Raw genomic sequence first — 20530 nt, forward strand, 5'->3', positions numbered from 1 at the left:
CACCCCCACCGCAGGACCCCCACCCGAGGAGCCGCCCCATGCACGGACCGCACCGCGCCGCCCGCTCCGCCCGCGCCGCCGTGGCGCTCGCCCTGGCCGCCGCCGGCCTGGCCACCGTCGGCGGGACGGCCGCCCGGGCCGCCGACACCACCGCCCAGGTCTGGATCACCACCGCCGACGGCAGCAGCCGCCTCGCCCAGGCCGCGTCCGTCCCGTTCTCCGCCACCTCCCCGCAGGCCCAGGACATCTCGATCGACGCGGCCGACGTGCAGCAGCCGCTGGTCGGCTTCGGCGCCGCGTTCACCGAGTCCTCCGCGCACCTGGTGGCGGGCCTGTCGGCCACCACCCGGGCCGCGCTGATGAACGACCTGTTCTCCACCGCGGGCGGCGGCATCGGCCTGAACTACCTGCGCCAGCCGCTCGGCGCCTCCGACTTCGTCTCCCACCTGCCGTTCTACTCGTACGAGGACACCAAGGGCGCGTTCTCGATCGCCCGCGACCAGCAGGAGATCCTGCCCGCGATCACCCAGGCCCGCGCGGTCAACCCGAACATCCGGATCATGGGCACCCCGTGGTCGCCGCCCGCCTGGATGAAGACCTCGAACTCGCTGAACGGCGGCAGCCTGAAGCCGGAGAACTACGGCGACTTCGCCGACTACCTGGTCAAGGCGATCCAGGCGTACGGCGCGGCCGGCGCCCCGATCAGCGACCTGACGGTGGCCAACGAGCCCAAGTTCCAGACCACTTACCCCTCGACCGGGATGACGGCCGCCCAACAGGCCGACTTCGTCAAGGTGTTGGACGGCAAGCTGACCGCCGCGGGCCTGCCCACCGAGCTCTACGCCTACGACCACAACTGGGACGACACCGCCTTCCCGCTGGGCGTGCTCTCCCAGGACGCCTCGGTGGCCCGGCTCAAGGGCGCCGCGTTCCACTGCTACGGCGGGCAGCCGGAGGCCGAGCAGCAGGTCGCGGCCACCGGAAAGGCGGTGTTCTTCACCGAGTGCACCGGCACCGACTCCGCCACCCCCGCGCAGACCTTCAGCAACACGCTGAAGTGGCAGACCGAGAACCTGGTCATCCGCAACCTGCGCAGCGGCGGCCGCACCGCCGTGCTGTGGAACGTCGCGCTGGACGCCAACGGCGGCCCGCAGTACGGCAACTGCTCCACCACCTGCAACGGCGTGCTGGAGGTCAGCGGCGGCACGTACCGCAAGAACGCCGAGTACTACGTGCTCGGGCACGTCTCGAAGTTCGCCCAGCCGGGCGCCCACCGGATCGGCTCCACCAGCCAGGGCAGCGGCGGCCTGCAGGACGTCGCCTTCCTGAACCCGGACGGCTCGCGCGGCGCGGTGGTGCTCAACGCCACCGGCGGCTCCCAGCACTTCTCGATCAGCGACGGCGGCCGCTCCCTGGTCTACGACCTCCCGGCCGGCGCGGTCGCCACCTTCACCTGGCCCGGCGCGCCCACCGGCGGCGGCAGCACGGGCGGCACGGTCGACAGCGCGGCCTGGTACGCGCTGGCCAACGCCAACTCCGGCAAGTGCGTGGACGCCACCGGCTGGGGCACCGCCAACGGCACCGCCGTCCAGCAGTGGACCTGCGGCACCGGCGCCAACCAGCAGTGGCAGTTCACCCCCACCGACAGCGGCTACTACCGGGTCACCAACCGCAACGCCGCCGCGGCCGCCCAGGTGCTGGACGTCACCGGGGCGGCCACCGCGGACGGGGCCGAGCTGCAGACCTGGCAGTGGTCCGGCGGCGCGAACCAGCAGTTCAAGCCCGTCCAGCGGACCGACGGCAGTTGGACGCTGGTCAACCGCAACAGCGGCAAGTGCCTGGACGTCACCGACGTCTCCACCGCCGACGGCGCCCGCCTCCAGCAGTGGACCTGCACCGGCGGCCCGGCCCAGTCCTTCCGCCTCACCGCGACCGGCTGACCCGGCCGCCTTCCGAGCCGGGGCGGACGGTTGGTGGACCGGCCGCCCCAGGAGTGCCCGTCGCAGGTGTGCCTGAGCACCCGCGGCGGGCACTCCGCCGTCCGCGCCCCGTCGCTCCGGGATGTGTTGATTCCGGGTCAGCTGACACCGCGCCGACTCGACGTGTTCCGTTCAAGCTCCGATTACCCCACCATGGGACGGTGTCCCGCGCACCTACGCGCGTAGCACCCGGGTGCACCGGCACGTGCACGTGTCGTGCCTACGCGCGTAGGCGCACCCCAGTGACGCCCCAACCACGGTACGAGGAGATCAACAGATGATCAGGGCTTCGAAGGCCGCCCGTCCGGCCGCCCTCGCCGCGACCGGCCTGGTGCTCGCCGCCATGGCCGCGACCGTCCCGTCGCCCGGCGCGGCCGCGGCGACCACCGCCACCACCGCGGCCGTCGCCACCCCCAAGCGGGTGCTGTTCGACAACACCAAGGGCGAGACCGCCGGCAACGCGGACTGGATCATCTCCACCAGCCAGCCCGACCCGCTCGCCCAGAACGCCAACCCCAGCACCGAGACCTCCTGGACCGGCGCCATCTCCGCCTGGGGCGTCGCCCTGCAGAAGACCGGCAACTACAGCCTCAAGACCCTCCCGGCCGGCAACACCATCACCTACGGCACCGGCGGCGCGCTCGACCTCGCCAACTTCGACGAGTTCGTGCTGCCCGAGCCCAACATCCGGCTCAGCGACGCCGAGAAGACCGCCGTGATGAAGTTCGTCCAGAACGGCGGCGGCCTGTTCCTGATCTCCGACCACACCCAGAGCGACCGCAACAACGACGGCTGGGACTCCCCGGCCATCATCAACGACCTGCTCACCACCAACAGCGTCGACAGCACCGACCCGTTCGGCTTCTCCGTCGACCTGCTGAACATCACCACCGACAACCCGCGCGCCATCACCGACAGCACCGACCCGGTGCTCAACGGCCCGTTCGGGAAGGTCACCGGCTCGATCATCCGCAACGGCACCACCTTCACCCTCAAGCCCGCCGACAACCCCAACGTCAAGGGCCTGCTCTACCGCACCGGCTACAGCGGCAGCACCGGCGCCGCCTTCGCCACCTCCACCTTCGGCAGCGGCCGGGTCGCCATCTGGGGCGACTCCTCGCCGATCGACGACGGCACCGGCCAGTCCGGCAACACCCTCTACAACGGCTGGGACGACCCGGCCGGCACCGACGCCGCCCTCGCCCTGAACGCCACCGCCTGGCTCGCCCAGGGCAGCGGCGGCGGCACCACCGGCAGCGTCTCGCTCACCAACCCCGGCACCCGCACCGCCACCGCCGGCACCGCCACCAGCCTGCAGCTCGCCGCCACCGACACCGCCGGCGGCACCCTCGCCTACTCGGCCACCGGCCTGCCCGCCGGACTGACCGTCAACGCCACCACCGGCCTGATCAGCGGCACCCCGACCACCGCGGGCAGCTACAGCGTCACCGCCAAGGCCACCGACTCCACCGGCCCGTCCGCCACCGCCGCCTTCACCTGGACGGTCAACCCGGCCGGCGGCGGCACCGGCTGCACCGCCGCCCAGCTGATCACCAACCCCGGCTTCGAGACCGGCTCCACCTCCGGCTGGACCGAGACCAACAGCGGCGGCAGCAGCACCATCAACTCCAGCTCCAGCGAGCCCGCCCACAGCGGCAGCTACGACGCCTGGCTCGACGGCTACGGCGCCGCCAACACCGACACCCTCGCCCAGACCGTCACCCTCCCCGCGGGCTGCAGCAACTACAACCTGAGCTTCTGGCTGCACATCGACAGCGCCTCCTCCACCACCACGGTCTTCGACACCCTCACCGTCACCGCCAACGGCACCACCGTGGCCGGCTACAACAACACCAACGCGGCCGCCGGCTACCAGCAGCGCACCGTCAACCTGGCCGCCTACGCGGGCCAGAGCGTGACGCTGAAGTTCACCGGCACCGAGGACTACACCAAGCAGACCTCGTTCGTGCTCGACGACGTCAACGTCAACGTCTCCTGACGTCCGGCCGGAACCCGACACCCGCCGCGGGCGCCCGCAACGGCGCCCGCGGCGGGCCCGGCAACGGCGCCAGCAGGACAAATGCCGTTCCCCGGGCGGCGCGGTCGGAGGCATGATGGCGGGATGAACCGCACCGACCAGCGCTTCCACGTCATCGTGCTGTCGAACTTCGCCCGGGGATTCGACAAGTACGCGCTCGCCTACGGCAAGGCCGGCATCCCGGAGAGCACCTTCCCGGACCGGTTCCACCTGCTGACCCGCGCGGAACTGGGCATCGGCACCGCCAAGGCGGGCCGCCTGCTGGAGCGGCTGGCGATACCGGGCGACCGGCTGCTGGTGCTGGAGACCGCGGTCGACCCCGCCGAGCTGCGGCCCAACACCGCCACCGGCCTCGGCGCGGAACTGCACCGGGACCGGATCCGGCTGGCGGCCGTCCACGAGCCCGCCACGGAACCGGACGGGCGGATCACCCTGCGCCCGACCACCGTCGAGGACGCGATGGCCGCCTCGCTGCGGCTCAACCCCGACCTGGCCGCCTACGCCGACCTGCGGCCGCGCTCGGTCTCGGTCCTGCCGGTGGCCGCCGCCTGCCAGGCCAAGTGCGCGTTCTGCTTCTCCGCCGCCTCCATCTCCAGCGACCAGCCCCCCGCCCGGGTCCCGTGGGACACCGTCACCGCCTGGCTGGAGCGCGGCCGCACGGCGGGCGCCGAACGGGCCGTGATCACCGGCGGCGGCGAACCCACCCTGCTCCCCTTCGACCAGCAGCTGCGTCTGGTCGCCGCCTGCGCCGCCGCCTTCCCCAAGACCGTCCTGATCAGCAACGCGCACACCCTGGCCAAGCTCGCCCCCGCCGAACGGGCCGACCGGCTGGCCGAGTTGGCCGCCGCCGGACTGAGCGTGCTGGCCGTCTCCCGGCACCACCAGGACGACGACATCAGCGAACGGCTGATGTCCCTGCGCACCCCGGTCGCCGAGGTCGCCGACACCTGGCGCGCGGGCCGCGACCGCTGGCCCGGACTGCGGCTGCGGCTGATCTGCGTGCTCCAGCACGGCGGCGTCGCCGACCAGGAGGGCGTCGGCGCCTACCTGTCCTGGGCCGTCGCCCACGGCGTGGAGGAGGTCTGCTTCAAGGAGCTCTACGTCTCCACCAGCACCGAATCGCTCTACCACGACCACGCCGCCAACCGCTGGAGCCGCGACCACCAGGTCTCGCTCTCCGTCGTCACCGGCTTCGCCGAACGGCACGGCTTCACCGGGACGAGCAGCCTGCCCTGGGGCGCCCCGGTCTTCGACGGCAGCTGGGACGGCCGCCCGCTGCGGATCGCCGCCTACACCGAACCCAGCCTGCTCTGGGAACGCACCCACGGCGTCGCCCGCAGCTGGAACGTCCTGGCCGACGGCCGCTGCTACGCCTCCCTGGAGGACCGGGCCAGCGAGATCCTCCGGCCCGGCGCCCTCCCGGTGACGGCCCTGCCGATGACGGCTCGTCCCACTGCGGAAGGCGCGCCGGCATGAGGTTCGACGAGTTCCAGGCGTACCGGCAGCAGCAGCTCGCCGCCGACCCGTCCCTGCTGGACGCCGCCGAGACCAACGTCTACCGGGCCCTCGCCCCGCTGCGCCCCGAACCGGCGGACGGGGACGAGACCCGTACGGCGTACCGGTGCGACCTGGCCCGCGCCTGGCTGCGCCGCTACGGCCTGCCCGAGCCGTGGTCGCGCCGCGCCATGGTCGGCCGCGGCGTCCGGCACGGCCTCGAACTGCTGTTCCGGCACCTGCGCGCCACCGGCGCCCGGCTCTGGCTGCCCGCCGACGTGTACCCGGTCTACTTCGAGCTGGCCCGCGCCGCCGGACTCGACCCCGGCAGCTACCCGACCCTGCCCGCCCCCGACCTGCCGTCGGACCCGCCGGACGGCGAGCGCCCCGAGTACCTGCTGCTGGCCAACCCCAGCAAGCCGCTCGGCCGCCACCTCACCGACGCCGAGTGCGCCGATCTGACCGGCTGGCTGGAGCGCTCCGCGCACCGCCGCCTGCTGATCGACGCCGTCTACGACCTGGACACCCCGTTCGCCCCCGGCACCCGGCGGCTGCTGGAGACCGGCCGGGCCGTCCTGCTGCACTCGGTCACCAAGGGCTGGCTGCACCCCCGCAGCTTCGGCATCGTCCTGCTCGGCCCGGACGACACCGCCGCGGCCGAAGCCTTCCGGGGCGACCCGCCCAGTCAGGATCAACTCCGGCTCGCCGAAAGCCTGTTGACCGACCACGCGGACACCCCCCGGCAGGTCGCCGCCGCGCTGGCCGACCGCGCCGAACGGCTCCTGGCCCGCCTGCCCGACGCCGTCCGCGCCGGGATCCCCGAGGCCGCCCGCACCAGCCCCGGCAACTACTTCTTCCCGGTGGCGACCCCGGCCGAGACCCTGCTGGCCGAACACGGGCTGCTCGCGATCCCGGCCACCGTCTTCGGCGACACCCCCTGGACCGGCTCCGTCCTCACCAGCCTCGCCGCCCCCTTCGCGCCCGCCGCCGCACCCATTGCCGCCCCCGCCGCCGTCCCCGCCGCCGTCCCCGCCCCGGAGAACGCCCGATGAAACCGCTGCAGGACCTCGCCGTGTACGACGACGCGGAGTTCTACGACCGCGAGTTCGCCACCCGCGACCACGACGTCCCGTTCTTCCTGGAGCAGGCCGTCCGGGCGGGCGGCCCGGTGCTGGAGGTTGCCTGCGGCACCGGGCGGATCACCCTGCCGATCGCCCGCGCGGGCGTCGACGTCACCGGCCTCGACGTGATGCCCAGCATGCTCGCCCTGGCCCGCCGCCGCTCCGCCGCCGAGGGCCTGCCCGTCGAGTGGCTCGAACAGGACTGCCGCGACATCCGCACCGACCGCCGCTTCGCCCTGGTCTTCTCCGCCACCAACGCGATGCAGCACCTGCACGACCTGGACTCGGTGCTCGCCTTCCTCACCTCGGCCCGGAACGCGCTGCGCCCGGACGGCACGCTGGTGCTGGACGTCTTCAACCCCTCCCCGGCCAAGCTGGCCCGGCGCCCCGACACCCCCTACCACCACAAGTCGGTCACCGACCTGGACGGCACCGAGCTGGAGGTGCGCGCCGCCACCGGCTACGACGCGGCCACCCAGGTGCTCCACTTCACCCTCGACTACCTGCGCGAGGGCGCCACCGTCCGGACCAAGAAGGTCAGCATGCGCTGCTTCTTCCCCGAGGAACTGCTCGCCCTGTGCCGGCTGGCCGGCCTCGACGTGCTGGAGCGCCACGGGGACTACGACCGCTCCCCGTTCACCGGCGCCTCGCCCAAGCAGATCCTGATCTGCCGGGCGGGCACCGGCGACCGGCGCTGGCCCTGAGCCCGGCCGGGTCAGGCCCCGGCCGGGAGCACCGTGCAGGGCAGCGGGTCGAAGCCGTTGAACCCCTGGGTGAGGTAACTGACCGCGTAGGCGCCGGTGGAGAGGATCCACACCGGGTCGCCGGAGGCCGCCGCCCGGGGCACCGGCACCAGGCCGGTGGCGCCGCCGTGCGGGAAGGTGTCGTCGCTGTCGCAGGTCGGGCCGGCGATCACGGCGGGGACGCGGTCCTCGTCCGGGTGGGTCGGGAAGACCAGCCGGTACTGCACCTGGTCCATCTCGTACAGGCCGTTGAACTTCCCGCAGCCCAGGTAGAGCCAGTGCTCCCGCTCGCCGTCCGGCTGCTGACGGTCCGTCAGCCGGTAGACGTGGGTGCGGATCGCGCCCTGGTCGGCGACCAGGTGGCGGCCGGGCTCCAGGACGAAGTCCAGCCGGCCGCCGTGCAGTCGGCGCAGCCGGTCGATGCCCTGCCGGACGGTGCCGAAGATGTCGTCGAGCGGCGGTTCCAGGGCGGTGCCGTACCGGTCGGCGTAGCCGAGGGCGGGCAGGCCGCCGCCGAGGTTGACGTGGCCGAGCCGGATGCCGTCCCGTTCCAGCTCGACCATGACGTCGGCGAGCAGGTCGAAGGCGGCGGCCCAGGCCCCGGAGGTCAGCTGTTGCGAGCCGACGTGCACCGAGAGCCCGGCCGGGGTCAGCCCGGCGTCCCGGGCGGCGGACATCACCCGGACGGCGTCCGCGGCCGAGCAGCCGTACTTGCGGCTCAGGCCCCAGAGCGCGCCCTCGCCGCTGGTCGCCAGGCGGCAGAACACCCGGGCGCCCGGGGCGTGTTCGGCGATCGCGGCGACGTCGGCCAGGCTGTCGGTGGCGAAGTCCCGGATGCCCAGGCGGTGGGCCTCGGCGATGCCCCGGTCCGACTTGACGGTGTTGCCGTAGTGCACCTGCTCGACCGGGGTGCCGGTGCGCAGTGCCTGGACGATCTCGTTCGGGCTGGCGGCGTCGAAACCGGCGCCGAGCGCGGCGAGTTCGGCCAGCACCTCGTCCACCGGGCACGCCTTCATGGCGAACCGGATTTCCACGCCCGGGAGTTCGTCCTGCAGCGCGCGGTAGCAGCGGGTGATGCCGGCCAGGTCGTAGAAGATCCGGTCGTCGCCGGACGCCGCCAGGGCGGAGCGCAGCGCCGGGCTGAGGGAGGTGAGTTCGGCGGTCAGGTTCAACGGCCCCGGTCCTCGCCGTGCGGGGGCGTCGGGATCCGCTGCTTCGCCACCGCGAGGACGGCGTCGCGGAGTTGGTCGCGGTGCGGTTGCAGGGCGCGGTCGAGCGCGGGGGCGAACGGCAGCACGGTGCCGTCCGGCCGGGTGATCCGCCGGGGCGGGGCGAGCAGGCGCATCTCCTCGGCGGCGGTGGCGAGGATCTCGGCGCCGATGCCGCAGCTGCGGTTGGAGTCGTCGATGACGACCAGCCGCCCGGTGCGCTCCAGCGAGGCGGCCAGCGCGGTCCAGTCGAAGGGGTGCAGGGTGCGCGGGTCGAACACCTCGACCGAGACCTCCGGGGCCAGTTCCTCGGCGACGGCCAGCGCGTCGTGCACCAGGTGGCCGACGGCGACCACGGTGACGTCGGTGCCTTCGCGGTGGATCCGGGCCCGGCCGAGCGGGATCGGCGCCAGCTCCCAGGTGACGGTCTCCCGCACCGGCAGGGCGGCGGCCGGGGCGAACACCACCACCGGGTCCGGGTCGGCGATCGCCGAGCGCAGCAGCCCGTAGGCGTCGGTGGGGGTGGCCGGGACGACGGTCTTCACCCCGGCGTGCGCGAACAGGCCGTACGGGTGGTCGGAGTGCTGCCCGGCCCAGCCGTCCCGGGAGCCGGAGCCCGGCACCAGGCAGGTCAGCGGGACACTGGCCTGGCCGCCGGTCATCAGCGAGAACTTGTGGGCCTGGTTGACGAGTTGCTCGAAGACCAGGAACAGCAGCGAGGGGATCTGGAACTCGATCACCGGCCGCCGCCCGGTCAGCGCGGCGCCGATCGCCATCGAGGTGAACGCCTGCTCGGAGAGCGGGGTGTCGACGATCCGGCCGGGGCCGAACCGGTCCAGCAGGTTGAGGGTGGGGCCGGCCAGGCCGGCGCCGATGTCCTCGCCGAACACGCAGACCGCCGGGTCCTCGGCGAGCGCGTCGGTGAGCGCCCGGTTGAGCGCCTTGGTGTAGGAGAGCCTCATGCCGACGCCCCCGCCCTGGGGCGCAGCCCGTCCGCGTACAGGTGGTCCGACGCGCCGTCCGGCGAAGGGTGTTCGGAGCCGAGCGCGAACTCCCTTGCGGCGTCCAGCTGGTGGGTGACCGAGGCGTCCAACTGCCCGGCCAGGCCGGGCGGCAGGAGGGCGGCGGCGCGCGGCAGCGGGTCGAGGGTGCGCCAGTCGGCGACCTCCTCGGGGGTGCGGTAGCGCAGTCTCATCAGCCGTTCCATGGTGTGGTGGCCCTCGAAGCGGTAGGTGCGGCACTCGAGGAAGCCGGGGCCGCCGCCGTTCGCCGCCCGCTCGACGGCCGCGGCGGCCGCCGCGCGGACGGCCTCGGTGTCCATCCCGTCCACCTCGGCGGCGGGGATCCCGAAGGCGGCGGCCCGGCCGGTGGCGCTGCCCGCGACCGCGGTGGCGGCCGGCAGCGTGGTGGCGTAGCCGTTGTTCTCGCAGACGAACAGCACCGGCAGCCGCCACATCGCGGCCAGGTTGAAGGACTCCAGCAGGACGCCCTGGTTGAGCGCGCCGTCGCCGAAGAACGCGACGGCGACCCGGTCCTCGCCGGCCTGCCGGGCGGCCCAGGCGGCGCCGACCGCGATCGCGCCGCCCGCGCCGACCATGCCGTTGGCGCCCAGGATGCCGAGCGAGAAGTCCGCGGCGTGCATCGAGCCGCCCCGGCCCCGGTTCAACCCGCCGGTGCGGCCCAGGAGTTCGGCCAGGAGCCGGTCCGGGGCCGCGCCCTTGGCGAGCACGTGGCCGTGGCCCCGGTGGGTGGAGGTGATCCGGTCCTGCGGGCGCAGCGCGGCGCAGACGCCGACCGCCACCGCCTCCTGCCCGATGTAGGGGTGGATGCCGCCGGTGATCTCCTTGGACCTCACCAGGCCGAGGGCGAGCTCCTCGAAGCCGCGGATCAGCCGCAGCATCCGGTAGCGCCCGGCGGGGGTACCCAGGTCGGCGAGGGTGCCCGGGTCGGCGAGGGTGCCCGGGTCGCCGGGCGTGCCTGGGTCGGCCGGAGCGACCGGACCGGCGGCGGCCGGGGTGCCCGGGGCGTGCTGGGTCACCGGGATCCCCGCCAGATCACCGGGCAGATCTCGGGGTCGGCGTAGTCGGGGCGGCCGTCGGCGGTGCGGCGGACCAGCACGTCGTGGTTGTAGGAGGCGGCGGTGCCGTCCGGGCGGGTGGCGTGCCGGTACTCGTTGGCGCCGTCCTGGAGGTGCAGCGAGATCGCCCGGCGCGGGAAGTCGGCCAGGTTGGCGCCGCTGCCGTGGTAGGTGCGGCAGTGGTGGAAGCTGACGTGCCCCTTCGGGATGACCACCGGGACCTTGCGGACCTCGGCGCCGTTGTGGGCGGCGTTGGCGGCGAGGATCGACTCCAGTTCGGAGCGGTCGCGCTGGGCGAAGTGCCGGGTGGCGTCCTCCCGGGAGGGGAGTTCCTGCCAGCGGTTGCTGCCGTCGACCATGGTGATGGTGCCGTTCTCCACCCCGCAGTCGTGGAACGGGATGAAGGCGGTCAGCATGTCCTCCGAGGTGGAGGTGTGCCAGTAGTGCTTGTCGAAGTGCCACGGCACCTGGTTGGAGGGCTCGCCGGGCACCGGCGGCTTGAGGATCAGGGTCGACTGGAAGATCCGGATCTCCTCGGCCCCGGCGAGCACCGCGGCCACGGCGCCGACCAGCGGCTTGCGCAGGATCGCGGCGATCGCGTCGCTCTCGTGGTGCACGTAGTCGTTGTGCCGCTGGACCGGCCCGTGCGCGGGCTCCCAGGCGGCCAGGTTCGGCGGCCGGACGGCGAGGGTGCGGTCGCGGTGGCCCTCGTAGTAGGCGTCGGTGGCGGCCTGGAGGGTGTCGATCTCCTGGTCGGTGAACAGCTTCCCGGAGAGGTACCAGCCGTGCTCGCGGTAGCCGGCCACCTCCTCGGGGGTGGGCAGCAGGGCGGTCTCGGCCGCGGTCAGCTCGAACTCGGTCACGGTGGTCACGGGGCGTGCCTCCTCGGAGGGGCGGTCGGGGGCGGGGTCAGGCGGAGGCGGTGGCGCGCTGGCGCTCGACGGCCTCGTACAGGGCCTTGATGTTGGCGGTGCCGAAGGTGCCCGCGCCTTGGCGCTCGATCAGCTCCAGGAAGAAGGTCCGCCGGGGGTGGGTCGAGCGGGCGAAGATCTGGAACAGCTGGCCGCCGTGGTCCTGGTCGACCAGCACGTCCAGCTCGCGCAGCGTCTCCACCGGGATCGCGGTGCCGCCGAGCCGCTCGGCCAGGCCGTCGTAGTAGGTGCCGGGGGTGGTGAGGAACTCGACGCCGTGCGCGCGGGCGGTGCGGACGGCGGTGGCGATGTCGCCGGTGCGCAGCGCCAGGTGCTGGACGCCCGCGCCGTCGTGGTCGGCGAGGAAGGTGTCGATCTGGCCGGGCCGGCGGCCGGTGTCCGGCTCGATCAGGGTGAAGGTGACGTCCCCGGAGGGGCTCTGCACCACGCTGGAGTCCATCGCCTGCTCGCCGACCTCGATGTACTCGCCGAAGATCAGCCGCATGCCGAGCGCGGCCTCGCAGAACCGGACGGACGCGGCGAGCTGCCCGGCGGGCACGCAGATCGCGACGTGGTCGAGGGCGTCCAGCAGTTCGCCGCCGGCCGGGCCCGGGGCGCCGTCCGGCAGCGGGACGAACCGCAGCGCAGTGTCGCCGAACCCGGCGACCAGGGCGCCGTCCCGGTCCAGCACCTCGGCGCCGTGCCGCTCGGCCCGCTCCAGGGCGTCCTGCGGGTCGGTGCAGCCGAGCGCGAGCACGGCGACGCCCTCGCCGTGCCGTTCGACGTAGCGGGCCACCGGGTGGTCGGTGTTCTCGCTGGAGTGCAGCCGCAGCCGGATGCTGCCCTGGTGCAGGTGGACGGACCGCACCCCGGGCTTCCACACCGGCTGCTCGGCGTCGCGCCGGAAGCCGAAGCCGCGCTGGAGTTCGGTGGCGCTCTGCGCGGCGTCCGCGCAGTGGTACTCGACGTGGGTGATCGTCTGGATCGACAAGACGGGGCTCCTGAGGGGGAGTCGAAGGCGGAGGGAGCGGGCCGCGAGGGGCCTACTTGACGGTGCCGGTCGGCGTCGGGCCGAAGACCAGGCTGGTGTTGTGGCCGCCGAACGCGAACGCGTTGCTGAGCGCGGCCCGCAGCCGGACCGGCCGGGCGGCGCCGCGGACGTGGTCCAGGTCGCAGGCCGGGTCGGGCTCGTCCAGGTTGAGGGTCGGCGGGAGCAGGCCGCGGGCCACGGCTAGCGCGGTGACGGCGGCCTCCACCGCGCCGGCCGCGCCCAGCAGGTGGCCGGTGGCGCCCTTGGTGGAGCTGACGGCGGGCCGGTGCGCGCCGAACACCGCGTTCAGCGCGGCCGATTCGGCGATGTCGCCGAGCTTGGTGCCGGTGCCGTGCGCGTTGACGTAGCCGATGTCGGACGGGTCCAGCCCGGCGTTGGCGAGGGCGGCGCGCATCGCGTCGGCGGCGCCCGCGCCGTCGGGGCGGGGCATGGTCGGGTGGTGGGCGTCGGTGCTGGAGCCCCAGCCGATCAGCTCGGCGTACCCGGTCGCGCCGCGGGCCGCCGCGTGCTCGGCGCTCTCCAGGACCAGGACGGCGCTGCCGTCGCCCAGCACGAAGCCGTTGCGGCGGGCGTCGAACGGCCGGGACGCCTGCGCCGGGTCGTCCCAACCCTGGGACAGCGCGCGGGCGTTGGCGAAGGCGGAGATGATCGTCGGGTGCAGCGAGGCGTCCGTCCCGCCGCACACCACCACGTCCGCGTCGCCGGCCCGGATCAGCCGCAGCCCCTCGGCCACCGCCTGGGCGCCGGCCGCGCAGGCCGTCACGATCGCGGTGCTGAAGCCCCGGATGCCGTGCTTGATCGCCACCCGGGCGGTCGCCATGTTGGAGAGCATCCCGGGCAGCAGGTACGGGCTGACGCCGGGGCGGCCGCGCTCCCGGCGGCGGACCGCCTGCTGCTCGTAGGTCTCCAGGCCGCCGCCGCCGGTGCCCAGCACCACGGCGGTGCGGCGGGCGTCGACGTCGCGGCCGACCACCAGGGCGGCGTCGGCCAGCGCGTCGTCCGCGGCGGCCAGGGCCAGCAGCGCGAAGCGGTCGACGCAGCGGGTCTCGGTCGGCGGCAGCACCTCGCGGCCGTCGACGTGCGGGGCGATCCCGGCGGCGGTCAGCCAGCCGTGCGCGACGTGGCCCTCGGGGACGGCGGTGATGCCGCTGAGCCCGGCGGTCAGCGCCTCGAACACCTCGCCGGGCTTGCGGCCCAGCGAGGTGACCATCCCGATGCCGGTGACGACGGCACCGGGCCGTCCGACCCGGGTCATCGGGCGGCCGCCGAGGTCATCGCGGCGAGGTGGCGCTCGCGCAGCAGGACCTTGCGGACCTTGCCGGTCGGGCCGAGCGGCAGGTCCTCGTCGCCGACCACCAGGACCGAGCGGACGGTCGTGGCGGTGGGCCCGTCGAGCGCGGCCAGCACCTCGGCGGTGCGGTCGGCGGCCGGGTCGGCGCCGTCGGCGAGGAGCAGCAGCACGTCGGTGACCACCCGGTCGCCGTCGCGGAAGGCGACCACGGTGCAGTCCAGCACCTCGGGGACGCGGGCCAGCACCCGTTCCTCGGACATCGCGGTGTACAGCCGCCGGCCGCCGCCGAGGTCGACCGCGTCCACCAGCCGGTCCACGTGGTAGTAGTAGCCGTCCTCGTCGCGGTACATCAGGTCGCCGGTGAGGAAGCGGCCGCGCAGCCGGGTGCGGTGGGTGGTGACCGAGTCGTTCCAGTAGCCGAGCGCCAACGTCGGTGAGGCGGTGGCGAGTTCGCCGACCTCGCCGGGGCCGAGCGGCTCGCCGTCCGGGCCGACCACCTCGCAGTCCACGAAGGTGTGCGGGCGGCCCACGCAGCGGCCGTACTTCTCGGTGCCCGGCGCGTGGGTGATGTGGAAGTGCGAGTGGCCCATCTCGGAGGAGCCCAGGCCGTCGACGAACACCGAGCCCGGCAGGCGGCCGCGGCCCTCGCGGGTGACGCTCTCGCGCGAGCCCCGGGCGATCAGGCGGCGGATGTGCGCCTCGTGCGCGCAGTCGCCGGTGTTCCACCACAGGCCGACCGAGGACAGGTCGCGGGCCGAGAGGTCCTGGCGGGCCAGGTCAGCCGGGAGTCGAAGCTGAGCGCCAGGTTGAGCGCGATCAGGGTCGCGGCGTGCGCGGCGGGCAGCGCGCTGAGCACCCGGTCGATGCCCTGCGGGCGGGGCAGCGCGGCCCGGTGCCGGATCGACGCGTACAGGCTCGCGTGCGAGTGCACCACGGCCTTGGGCATCCCGGTGGTGCCGGAGGAGTGGGTGATCGCCACCGGGTCGTCCGCGTGGTGCCGGTAGGGGGCGGGCGCCGCGTCCGGGTCGGCGGAGCCGAGGCCGGCGGCGTCGGCGAGCACCGGGGCCGCCGGGTCGTACCCGGCCAGTTCGGCCCGGTGCGCGGGGTCGGCGAGGAGGCCGACGGCGCCGAGGCGGGCGATGTAGCGGGCCGCGCGCTCGCCCTCCACACCGGGGTTGAGCAGCGCCGGGATCGCGCCGAGCCGGGCCAGCGCCAGGAACGACAGCACCTGGTCGGCGGCGGCGCTCACGTACACCGCCACCACGTCCCGCGGGCCGACGCCCAGGGCGTGCAGCGCGGCGGCCCGGGCCCGGACGGCGCGGTCGGCCTCGCGCAGGGTGAGCGCCGCCCCGGCGGGGTGGTCGTCCACCGCGGTGTCGAAGGTCAGCAGCGGGTCGTCGAGGCCGATGCCCAGGGCGATCCTGCTGGTCAGCACGTTTCCGGCGCCGACGTCCGGGTCGTTCGCCAGGAGGCTGCGGATACTGCGGATGCTCACGGTGTGGATCCCTCCCACGGACCACGGCGCTGGCCGTGCGGGTGCGGTGCGGCGTCCGGGGACGCGTACGGACGGGGGGCGGAAAGCGGGGGGCGCGGCTCAGGCGGCGGTGACCAGGACGGCGGTGGCCCGGTCGGTGCCGCCCGCCCGGTCGGCGTCGCAGGCCGGGTCGGCGTCGCAGGCCGGTTCGGCCTGCTCCGCGGCGATCACCAGGACCTGGTCGGCGTCGCCGTCGGCCAGCAGCAGCGCGGCCAACTCCAGTGCGTCCGGCGGGACTTCACCGGGCGCGGCGGCCTCCGGCGGGCTGATCGCGACGACCGGGCCGGTCAGGCCCCAGCGGGCGGCGACGTGCCCGAGGACGGCGTTCGGGTTGGACTGGAAGAACAGCAGCGGCGGCATCCGGTGCCCCGCGGCACCGGTGTCGATGGCCAGCGCGGTGGCCCGGTCGCCCCCGGCGCTGGCCAGCAGCAGCCCGGTGCGGCGCGGCTCCCCGGGCTCGCCGTAGCCCGCCGCCAGGCAGCGTTCGGCGACGGCCGCGACCAGCGGGTTGAAGGTCGAGGCCGAGAAGCCGGGCAGCGGGGGCGGCGGCTCGCCGGGCGGCCAGTGGGCGGTGGCGAGGGTGCGCAGCGGGCTCACGCGGCGGCCACCAGGAGTGCGGTGTTGGCGCCGCCGAACGCCGAGTTCAGGCTCAGCGCGCAGCGGGGACGGGCGTCCGCGCGGGGGCCCAGCACCAGGTCCAGCCCGACCTCCGGGTCCGGACCCAGCCAGCCCGCGTTGACCGGGAGCCGACCGTCGCCCAACACCCCGACGGTGACCGCGAGTTCGAGCAGCGCGGAAGCCTCCAGGGCGTGGCCGTGCACGGACTTGCTGGAACTCACCGGCAGCCTGTCCAGACCCGCGCCGAACACCTCGCGCAGCGCCCGCGCCTCCGCCAGGTCCGACATCGGCGAACCGGTGCCGTTGGCGTTGACGTAGTCCACCCCGGACGGATCGACCCCGGCCCGGGCCAGCGCGGACCGGACGGCCCGGGCCACGCCCGCGCCGTCGGGCCGCGGACGGCACACGTGGTGCGCATCCCCGGAGCGGCCCCAGCCCGCCAGCCGGGCCAGCGGACGGGCGCCGCGCCCGGCGGCGGCGTCCGCCGCCTCGACCACCACGGCCACCGCGGCGTCCCCGAGCAGGGTGCCGCTGCGCCCGGCGCTGAACGGCCGCAGCTCGCCGTCCCGGGCCAGGGCCCGGCCCGCGTCGAAGGCCGCGAAGACGCCCGGCTCCACCAGGTGCCCGGCCGCGACCACCACCCGCGGGTGGCGGCCGGAGCCGACCAGGGCGGCGGCGTCGGCCACCGCGGTGGCGGCCGCCACGCAGGCGCCGGTGTAGACCCGGGCCACCCCGGCCAGGCCGAGGGCGACGGCTCCGGCCGACACCTCCCCGGCCGTCCCGCGGGTGTCCAGGTCGCTGTGCAGGGCGAGCAACAGCGGTGCGCCGGACGGCAGTTCGGCCTGCCGGCAGGCGTCGGCGACGGCGCCGAGCACCGCGTCGGCGAGCGGCGGCGGGTCGGGCAGCAGGGCCGCCCGCCGGGTGCCGCGCCGGCCGACGTCGAAGCGGGTCACCTCGGCGAAGCCGGTCCCGCCCCGGGCGGCGGCGGCCGCCAGCGGAGCGAGACCGGTGCCGAAGGCGCTGAGCACCCCGAGGCCGGTGAACACCGGCCGGTCGGCCGGCGGTGCGCTGGGACTCATGACCGGGCGGCCCCGTCGGCCCCGGCCGGGGCGGCGGCGAGGACGGCCGCGCGCAGCACCGCGACGGCGTCGTCCACCGTGCGGACGGCCGCGAACTGCTCGTCCGAGAGTTCCAGCTCGATGCCGTAGCGCTGCTCGAACTCGGCCGTCAGCCAGGTGAGTTCGAGCGAGCCGAGGGTCTCGGGCACGCTGCTCCCGGGGCGCTGGCCGAAGGCCGCGAGCATCTGCACGACCTCGGCCCGGCCCGGCAGCACGGGCGTGCTCACGCGGCGCTGCCGGCGGTGGCCGCGGTGGCGGTACCGGCGGCGACCCGGCGGGCCACGTCGGCGGTGAACTGGTCGAGGGTCATCAGCGCGGTGGTCTCCAGCTCGTCCAGGTCGAACTTGATCCCGAACTCGTCCTCGACCTGGACCGACAGCTCGGCGAGCGCCAGCGACTCGAGGTCGAGGCCGGCCGGGCCGAGGTCGGTGTCGCCGGTGACCCCGTCGGTGTCGTAGTTCATCTCGGCGAGCGTCGAGAGGACGAAGGCGCGGATGCGCTCCTGCATGGTGTGCTCCTCGTGCTGGGTCGGGGTTCGGTGCGGGCGGTGCGGTGGATCAGGGGGCGGCGGCCGCGGTGGCGCGCAGCGCGGCGGTGTCGCGGACGAGCTTGCCGGTGGCGGTGCGGGGCAGCGCCGGGAGGAAGGTGAGCTGCCGGGGCCGCTTGAAGGGGGCCAGCTCGCGGGTCAACGCCTCCCGGACGGCGTCCGCCCCGTCGGCCCCGTCGGTGTCGGCGCGCTCGGTGGCCAGGTACGCCTCGATGGCGCCGTCCGCGAAGACCACCACGGCCTCGCGGACCTCCGGCAGCGCGGCGAGGGTGTGCTCGACCTCGTTCAGGTCGACCTTGAGGCCGCCGATCGAGACCTGGGAGTCGCGCCGGCCGAGCACGGTGACCCGGCCGGTCACCGGGTCGACCCGGCCGGCGTCGCGGGTGTGCAGCCGGCCGTCCGACCAGCGGGTCGGGTCGTCGAGGCCGGGGTACGGGGAGGCGGCCATCGCGATGTGCAGTTCGCCGCCGTCCTCGTGCAGCTCCGTGCCGTGGACGGGCGCGGCCTCGGGGTGCAGGGTGCCGTCCAGGTCGGTGGCGATCACCCCGCGCTCGGTCATCCCGTACATGGTGCCCAGCGGCACGCCGTACCGGGCGGTGAAGGCGGCGGGCAGCCCGGGGCGGACCAACTCGCCCGCCACGATCATCCGGCGCAGCTGCGGCAGCGGCGGGGGAGCGGCCGCACCGGCCAGCAGCTCGGCGTGGAACGGGACGCCGATCACGGTGGTCGGCCGGTCGTCCTCGCCGACCGCGGCCAGGATGCCCGCCGTGGTCATCCGGACGGGCACGGTCAGCGGCACCCGGGCGTGCAGGCTGTTGAGCAGCCCGCCGACCAGGCCGAGGACGTGCACCATCGAGGAGAGCAGGACGACCCGCTCCCCGGCCTTCGGGAACGCCGCCAGCCGCGCGTAGCAGTCGAGTTCGCGCAGCAGGTCGGCGGCGGTGCGGGCGATCACCTTGGCCGGGCCGGTCGAGCCCGAGCTCAGCTGCACCAGGGCGTGGCCGGTCGCGGCCGGGCGGCCGTCCGGCCGGGCCGCCGGCACCGGGTCGGTCTCGGCGAAGCCGCGCATCGCCGCCGCGGGGCCGTGCGCCGACTCCACCAGCACCTGGGGCGCCAGCCGTTCGACGGCGAGCGCCACCTCGTGGTCGGTGAGCCGGTGGTCCAGCAGGACGGCCTGGGCGCCCAGTTGCCAGCAGGCCAGCAGCGCGGCGGTGTAGCCGAGCGAGGGCGCCAGCCGCAGCGCGACGGTGCCGCCGCGCGCCAGGCCGGCGGCGGCGAGCCGTCCGGCCTGCTCGGCGACCAGGGCGCGCAGGGTGGCGCGGTCCACGGGGGTGCCGAAGCGCAGGCACTCCTGGTCGTCGGGGCCGGCCAGCAGGTAGCGGTCCACCCAGTCGTGCGGGGCACCGCAGGGCAGGGCGGGGGGAGAGGAAGATCCGGTCAACGCCACTCCACGAAGGGGAGGTTGGAAGGACGCCGTCCACGACGAACGGGGTCGGTTCGGCTTCCTGACGATTACACAGGCGTTCGAGCCGAATCAAGGTCTAGACCATTGGGCGGGTGGCCTCCTACGCTGCCGGGCCGGAGCGGGCCCGCGCGCGGCCTGCCCGGAAAGGCAGACTCTTGGACGCACTGGAACCGGCGGACTTCGAACGCGCGGCCCGCGCCCGACTCCCCGCCGAAACCTGGGACTTCGTGCAGGGCGGCAGCGGCGCCGAACGCACCCTCGCCGCCAACCGCGCCCAGTTCGAACAGGCCCGCCTGCGCCCGCGCACCATGGTCGACGTCTCCACCACCGACCAGCGCCTCACCCTGCTCGGCAGCCCGCTGAGCACCCCGATCGGCATCGCCCCGGTCGCCTACCACCAGCTGTTCCACCCCGAGGGCGAGACCGCCACCGCCCGCGCCGCCGGCCGCGCCGGAGCGCTCATGGTCGCCGGGATCTTCGCCAGCCGCACCCTGGAATCCATCGCCGAAGCCGCCACCGGCCCGCTCTGGCTCCAGCTCTACTGGCTGCGCCGCCGCGACGCCCTCGCCGCCCTGGTCGAACGCGCCGAAGCCGCCGGCTTCCGCGCCCTGGTGCTCACCGTCGACGCCCCCCGGATCGGCCGCCGCCTGCGCGACGCCCGCAACGGCTTCGCCGTCCCCGCGCACATCCGCGCCGTCAACCTCGACCCGTCCCTGATGGCCGCCAGCCACCGGGCCGACACGGGCAGCTCGGGCATCGCCGACCACGCCAAGGAACAGTTCGACCCCACCCTGACCTGGGCGGACCTCGCCTGGCTGCGCGAACGCAGCAGCCTGCCGATCGTCCTCAAGGGCATCCTGACCGCCGAGGACGCCCGGCTCGCCGCCGAACACGGCGTCGACGCCGTCGTGGTCTCCAACCACGGCGGCCGCCAGCTCGACGGTGCCCTGCCGACCCTCTCGGCGCTGCCCGAAGTGGTCGCCGCAGTGCCACCGGATCTGCCCGTCCTCCTGGACGGCGGGGTACGGACGGGCACGGATGTTGCCCTGGCGGTCGCCCTCGGCGCCCGGGCCGTCCTGATCGGCCGCCCGATCCTGTGGGGCCTGGCCGCCGACGGCGAGAACGGCGTCGCCCGCGTCCTCGACCTCCTGAAGGCCGAACTCGACGACACCCTGGCCCTGCTGGGCCGCCCCCGCCTGGCCGACCTCGACCCCACCGCGGTGGCCCGGTAGGGCCCGGCCGCCGCCCGCGGACCTCCGGTTGCCGGTGGTCGACCACGCACCCCGGACCAGCGGTTGCCGTCACCCACTGCCGGTCCCTGACCGCCGACCCCTG

Annotated in this window: 19 protein-coding genes; 6 read left to right on the forward strand and 13 right to left on the reverse strand. The window is 74.9% G+C overall.

Annotated features, from left to right (window positions below; genetic code table 11):
* Positions 1–38 precede the first annotated feature (38 nt).
* From IH44_RS0134775 to IH44_RS0134795, 5 genes are all read left to right on the forward strand, one after another.
* Positions 39–1940 carry an RICIN domain-containing protein gene (locus IH44_RS0134775; protein WP_030463820.1) on the forward strand — a complete coding sequence of 634 codons (1902 nt, stop codon included), beginning with the start codon at positions 39–41 and terminating at the stop codon, positions 1938–1940.
* Between the two features lie 316 nt (positions 1941–2256).
* Positions 2257–3978: a putative Ig domain-containing protein gene (locus IH44_RS44860; RefSeq protein WP_030463821.1), complete on the forward strand. Its 1722-nt coding sequence runs from the start codon at positions 2257–2259 to the stop codon at positions 3976–3978.
* Between the two features lie 123 nt (positions 3979–4101).
* Positions 4102–5493 (forward strand): radical SAM protein, encoded by a 1392-nt coding sequence (locus IH44_RS0134785; RefSeq protein ID WP_051817950.1) that lies wholly within the window; start codon positions 4102–4104, stop codon positions 5491–5493.
* Positions 5490–6563, forward strand: coding sequence for an aminotransferase class I/II-fold pyridoxal phosphate-dependent enzyme (locus tag IH44_RS0134790; RefSeq protein ID WP_051817952.1), 1074 nt, complete (start codon positions 5490–5492; stop codon positions 6561–6563). Before IH44_RS0134785 ends, IH44_RS0134790 begins: the two co-directional genes overlap by 4 nt.
* A complete protein-coding gene (locus IH44_RS0134795; protein ID WP_051817954.1) occupies positions 6560–7336 on the forward strand; it encodes a bifunctional 2-polyprenyl-6-hydroxyphenol methylase/3-demethylubiquinol 3-O-methyltransferase UbiG in 777 nt (258 codons plus the stop codon). Before IH44_RS0134790 ends, IH44_RS0134795 begins: the two co-directional genes overlap by 4 nt.
* 11 nt (positions 7337–7347) lie before the next feature.
* Here IH44_RS0134795 and IH44_RS0134800 read toward each other — a convergent pair whose 3' ends face one another.
* The 13 genes from IH44_RS0134800 to IH44_RS0134855 form a co-directional block, all read right to left on the reverse strand.
* Complete coding sequence (locus IH44_RS0134800) at positions 7348–8547, reverse strand: type III PLP-dependent enzyme (RefSeq protein WP_107066704.1); 1200 nt, start codon at positions 8545–8547, stop codon at positions 7348–7350.
* A complete protein-coding gene (locus tag IH44_RS0134805) occupies positions 8544–9545 on the reverse strand; it encodes an alpha-ketoacid dehydrogenase subunit beta (protein ID WP_030463826.1) in 1002 nt (333 codons plus the stop codon). Before IH44_RS0134805 ends, IH44_RS0134800 begins: the two co-directional genes overlap by 4 nt.
* Positions 9542–10621: a thiamine pyrophosphate-dependent dehydrogenase E1 component subunit alpha gene (locus IH44_RS0134810; RefSeq protein WP_304414223.1), complete on the reverse strand. Its 1080-nt coding sequence runs from the start codon at positions 10619–10621 to the stop codon at positions 9542–9544. The genes IH44_RS0134805 and IH44_RS0134810 overlap by 4 nt, the downstream gene beginning before the upstream one ends.
* Positions 10618–11532, reverse strand: a complete 915-nt coding sequence (locus IH44_RS0134815; RefSeq protein ID WP_030463828.1) for a phytanoyl-CoA dioxygenase family protein — start codon at positions 11530–11532, stop codon at positions 10618–10620. Before IH44_RS0134815 ends, IH44_RS0134810 begins: the two co-directional genes overlap by 4 nt.
* A 37-nt stretch (positions 11533–11569) precedes the next feature.
* Complete coding sequence (hppD, locus tag IH44_RS0134820; protein WP_030463829.1) at positions 11570–12562, reverse strand: 4-hydroxyphenylpyruvate dioxygenase; 993 nt, start codon at positions 12560–12562, stop codon at positions 11570–11572.
* Between the two features lie 52 nt (positions 12563–12614).
* On the reverse strand, positions 12615–13877 hold the full coding sequence (locus tag IH44_RS0134825; protein ID WP_030463830.1) for a beta-ketoacyl synthase: 1263 nt from the start codon (positions 13875–13877) through the stop codon (positions 12615–12617).
* The gene (locus tag IH44_RS48765) at positions 13874–14533 is read right to left on the reverse strand and encodes an AMP-binding protein (RefSeq protein WP_369795034.1); all 660 of its coding nucleotides are present in this window, start codon (positions 14531–14533) and stop codon (positions 13874–13876) included. The genes IH44_RS0134825 and IH44_RS48765 overlap by 4 nt, the downstream gene beginning before the upstream one ends.
* 59 nt (positions 14534–14592) lie before the next feature.
* The gene (locus tag IH44_RS48770; RefSeq protein WP_232795198.1) at positions 14593–15408 is read right to left on the reverse strand and encodes an AMP-binding protein; all 816 of its coding nucleotides are present in this window, start codon (positions 15406–15408) and stop codon (positions 14593–14595) included.
* A 99-nt stretch (positions 15409–15507) separates the two neighbouring features.
* Positions 15508–16044 carry a beta-ketoacyl synthase N-terminal-like domain-containing protein gene (locus tag IH44_RS0134835; RefSeq protein WP_035957305.1) on the reverse strand — a complete coding sequence of 179 codons (537 nt, stop codon included), beginning with the start codon at positions 16042–16044 and terminating at the stop codon, positions 15508–15510.
* Positions 16041–17144, reverse strand: coding sequence for a beta-ketoacyl synthase N-terminal-like domain-containing protein (locus tag IH44_RS0134840; RefSeq protein WP_030463832.1), 1104 nt, complete (start codon positions 17142–17144; stop codon positions 16041–16043). The genes IH44_RS0134835 and IH44_RS0134840 overlap by 4 nt, the downstream gene beginning before the upstream one ends.
* Positions 17141–17410, reverse strand: a complete 270-nt coding sequence (locus IH44_RS0134845; protein WP_030463833.1) for a hypothetical protein — start codon at positions 17408–17410, stop codon at positions 17141–17143. The genes IH44_RS0134840 and IH44_RS0134845 overlap by 4 nt, the downstream gene beginning before the upstream one ends.
* On the reverse strand, positions 17407–17691 hold the full coding sequence (locus IH44_RS0134850; protein WP_030463834.1) for an acyl carrier protein: 285 nt from the start codon (positions 17689–17691) through the stop codon (positions 17407–17409). The genes IH44_RS0134845 and IH44_RS0134850 overlap by 4 nt, the downstream gene beginning before the upstream one ends.
* 49 nt (positions 17692–17740) lie before the next feature.
* Positions 17741–19177, reverse strand: a complete 1437-nt coding sequence (locus IH44_RS0134855) for a class I adenylate-forming enzyme family protein (RefSeq protein ID WP_030463835.1) — start codon at positions 19175–19177, stop codon at positions 17741–17743.
* Positions 19178–19350: 173 nt separating this feature from the next.
* Here IH44_RS0134855 and IH44_RS0134860 point away from each other — a divergent pair, with 173 nt between their 5' ends.
* A complete protein-coding gene (locus IH44_RS0134860; RefSeq protein ID WP_030463836.1) occupies positions 19351–20427 on the forward strand; it encodes an alpha-hydroxy acid oxidase in 1077 nt (358 codons plus the stop codon).
* Positions 20428–20530 lie beyond the last annotated feature (103 nt).

The organism is Kitasatospora sp. NRRL B-11411 (genome assembly GCF_000721345.1).
Classification (GTDB): domain Bacteria; phylum Actinomycetota; class Actinomycetes; order Streptomycetales; family Streptomycetaceae; genus Kitasatospora; species Kitasatospora cineracea.